5 protein-coding genes are annotated in these 3,352 nt (G+C 69.4%); all 5 read right to left on the bottom strand.

The window, feature by feature from the left end:
- Window positions 1–414: AMP-binding protein (locus tag D7W79_RS40470; RefSeq protein ID WP_147442315.1), on the bottom strand; the 414-nt coding region annotated here is incomplete at its 3' end.
- A 34-nt stretch (window positions 415–448) separates the two neighbouring features.
- Window positions 449–1,360, bottom strand: coding sequence for a hypothetical protein (locus tag D7W79_RS40465; RefSeq protein WP_120530535.1), 912 nt, complete (start codon window positions 1,358–1,360; stop codon window positions 449–451).
- Window positions 1,361–1,403: 43 nt separating this feature from the next.
- Window positions 1,404–2,558, bottom strand: a complete 1,155-nt coding sequence (locus D7W79_RS40460; RefSeq protein ID WP_147442314.1) for a cytochrome P450 — start codon at window positions 2,556–2,558, stop codon at window positions 1,404–1,406.
- A complete protein-coding gene (locus D7W79_RS40455; protein WP_120530533.1) occupies window positions 2,546–2,815 on the bottom strand; it encodes a hypothetical protein in 270 nt (89 codons plus the stop codon). The genes D7W79_RS40460 and D7W79_RS40455 overlap by 13 nt, the downstream gene beginning before the upstream one ends.
- Window positions 2,812–3,352: AMP-binding enzyme (locus D7W79_RS40450; protein ID WP_147442313.1), on the bottom strand; the 541-nt coding region annotated here is incomplete at its 5' end. The genes D7W79_RS40455 and D7W79_RS40450, both read right to left, overlap by 4 nt.

The following is a 3,352-nucleotide window of genomic DNA, read 5'->3' as shown; positions in this document are numbered from 1 at the left end:
CCCCTCCACCACCAGCAGCTCGCACGGTGAGGCCAGCGTGGCCAGGAGCCCGCTGACGCGCTCGGCCTGCTCCGGCGTGACGACCAGGGCCGCCGGCCGCGTCATTTCCAGCGCGGAGCGCAGCCGGGCCTCCGGCCAGGCCGCGTCCATGGGGGCGAAGACGCCGCGCCGGTCCAGGATGGACAGCATGGTGGCCACGTAGGCCAGGTCGCTGGGCAGGAGCATGGCGATGACCGCGCCCTCCAGCCCCCGGCTCACGAGCCCGCTGGACAGCGACACCACGCTCCGCTGGAGCGCGGCATAGGACACCGCTTCGCGTGGCCCCACGACCGCGGGGTGCTCCCCACGGGCCGCGGCGAGGTGCGCGAAGGTCTCGGCCAGGGGCCGGACGGACTGGGCGTTCGGACGTTGCATCGGAGGGCTCACCGGCTCCAGCGCGCGCTTCGCGTCAGACGACCCGCCAGGCCGCGACGGAGCTGCCGGAGGTTCCCGTGGCCAGCCCCGCGACGACGGAGCCGGAGGGCGCCTTCGAGCGCGTCGCCCAGTCCACCAGGTTGATGAGCTGGTCCGTGGAGAAGACGTGCGCGTACTCTGGGAGGTTGTCCAGGTAGAACATGCTCGCGGGGATGCCCAGCACGCTCGCGAGCGCGCCGGCCACCTCGGAGTTCGCCGTGTTGGGGATCCACTTCGCCAGCGGCTTGTCGATCTTCGCCAGCACCGTCTTCTTGCACCGCATGGCGGCCGCGCAGATGTCGCGGAAGCTCTTCGCGGGGTTGGACATGCCGGCGCGCGACAGGTGGTGGAACGCCTTGGCGAAGGCGAGCAGCTCGAACGAGGGAACGGCCGAGCCTCGCGGCTCGCGGGTGATGACACACGCGGCGGCGCCGTCGGAACAGATGGTCTGTCCCGTGGTGACGCGCTGTTCCTTGCTACATGCGACGTCCGTGGAGACCAGCAGGACGGTGCGCGCCCTCCCCGTCTCCAGCAGCATGGCCGCGTGCTCGATGCCGAGCATCGCGTTGGTACATTCGCCGAAGCAGACGCCGGTGATGGGCGTGGTCAGCATCTCCATGCGGTGGGCGAACAGGCCGATGGAGAGGTCGCCGTGCGCGGGGGTCCGGGAGCTCACCGACGCGTAGACGACCTGGTCGATGTCCGCGACGTTGACCTCCGCGGCCTGCATGGCCTGGCGCGCGGCCTCCACGCCCAGCTCCCACGCCTCCACCTGCGAGTGCCGGTAGTTCTTGAAGCCCCGGTCCGCCAGGAACTTGATGGCTGCCTCGTCGCCTCCCAGCTCGGGGACGCTGCTGATGGGCCGGGACTCGCCCAGGACATAACGGATGCCGTTGACGAAAATCATTGGGGGTTCCTCGTGTGCGCTGGCGGAGTTCGCGAGCGTGGGGTCAGTGCTTCGCCTTGAGAAAGAGTGCGTGGGGCTTGCGGAACGACGCGCCCCGGATGATCGCGGGGGCGTCCTCCACCGGCTGGACGCCCTGCCACGTGTTCCAGAGCGTGCGCAGGGTGATCTCCGCGTTCATCATCGTGAAGGTCTTCCCGACGCACGCATGCGGGCCCACCGCGAACGACAGGGAGTTGGACAGCGTCCGCGTGGGGTCGAACACGTCGGGTGACGCGAACGTGGCGTCGTCCCGCGCGGCGCTGGCGAGCAGCAGGTTCACGGCCTGGCCCCGCTTGATGGTGACGCCGCCCAGCTCGACGGTCTCCGAGGCGAACCGCACGGTGGAGGCCTGCACCGGTTCGTACCGGAGGACCTCATCCAGGATGGCGCGCGCCATGGACGGCACGGTGGCCAGCTGCTCGAACCAGGACGGGTTTCGCGAGAGCACCGTGGCCGCGTTGCCCAGCAGGCACATGGAGGTCTCGATGCCTCCGGCGAGGAAGGTCCAGTAGAGGATCTTGATGGTCTCCGGGGTCTCGTCGCGGATGCCGTCGATGAGGCGCTTGAAGCCGCGCGTGCCCGGGCCCTCGTTCAAGAGCCGCGCGATGATGCCGTCCAGCCACGCGCTCACCTCGGTGTGCACGTCGAAGACCTCCTGACGGTTGCCCCGCTTCCCGTCCAGGTGGTCCATCAGGATCATCATGCGCTCGAACAGCCAGCGCTCGTCCTCCAGGGGGAACCCGAGGAACTCGGAGATCATCAGCGTGGGGACGCGCTCCGCGATGGCGCGCATGAACTCCATGGGCGGCTGCTCGGCGGCGGCGCGGACCAGCGCGGTGATGCGGGGCTCGGACACCTCCCGCGCGAAGATGGCGAGGTTGGCGTTGCCCACCAGCGGGGCGACCTTCCGGCGCAGCCGCAGGTGCTCCGGTCCCTCCATGTCGATGAGCGTCCGGCCGAAGAGCTCCTCCGTGATGCGGAAGGGGAACTCCACGGTGAAGCGCGGGTCCTTGAGGATGGCCTGCACGTGCTCGTAGCGGAACACGCAGTGCATGCGGATCTCGTCCGACCACCAGATGGGCTGCTCGCGCCGGAACTGCGCATAGAGCGGCCACGGATTCTCCAGGTAGTCCGTGGACATGAACTCTAGGGAGCGCACGAGCCCTCCTTGGAGGAGCCGACGAAGGCCTCGTACATGGTGTCGAGCGTGAAGAAGACCTCGCTGCGGCGGGACTTCAGGTCCGCGCGGCGGTCCAGCATCCGCTCGATGTGCGCGACCAGGCGCGGCAGGTCGAACGACTCCAGCACGCCCAGGTCGAAGAGGTTCTCCTTGGGGCCGCAGGACCAGCCCTCGGGGAGGGACGCCTGGGTCGCGAGGTATTGGATGATGTTCGCCTGAAACTCTTCACGTGTCATGGGACCTCCAGGGAGGGATTGCGAGGCGTCCGGAGCGGCGCCGGGGCCTCCGGTTCGGCGGCCATCCGGGCGAGTCGCAGCCGGTCGACCTTGCCGTTGGACAGCACCGGGAAGGACTCCAGCCGCCGCAGGTGACGCGGAACCATGTAGCGGGGCATCGCGGCCGACATGCGCGAGCGCAGGCGGACCATCAGCTCGTTCCACGGCGTCGAGCCGCGCGTGACGACGAAGCACGTAAGGGTGGCCCGCGCCTCGTCCGCGGGCACGACGGCCACCGCCGCCGCGACCTCGGGGTCTCCCTCCACGACGTGCTCAATCTCGGAGAGTTCGACGCGGTTGCCACCGACCTTCACTTGATGGTCCAGCCGGCCGATGAAATAGAACTCGCCCTGCTCGTCTCGCGTCACCACGTCGCCGGAGCGGAAGACGACGCCCTCTCCGGTGCGGGGATCCGGCACCAGCCGCTGACGGGTCTGCGCCTCGTCGCGCCAGTAGCCTTGGAAGAGGTGCGGCCCGCGCACGTACAGCTCGCCCTCC

Origin of the sequence: Corallococcus exercitus, assembly GCF_003611585.1 — a bacterium.
In the GTDB taxonomy this organism is placed as follows: domain Bacteria; phylum Myxococcota; class Myxococcia; order Myxococcales; family Myxococcaceae; genus Corallococcus; species Corallococcus exercitus.
This window is presented reverse-complemented; position numbering and strand designations above follow the sequence as displayed.

What these genes read in the sequence shown, in the direction of transcription:
- D7W79_RS40465 (WP_120530535.1), bottom strand. Translation starts at nt 1,360, where the DNA reads ATGATTTTCGTCAACGGCATCCGTTATGTCCTGGGCGAGTCCCGGCCC.
- D7W79_RS40455 (WP_120530533.1), bottom strand. Translation starts at nt 2,815, where the DNA reads ATGACACGTGAAGAGTTTCAGGCGAACATCATCCAATACCTCGCGACC.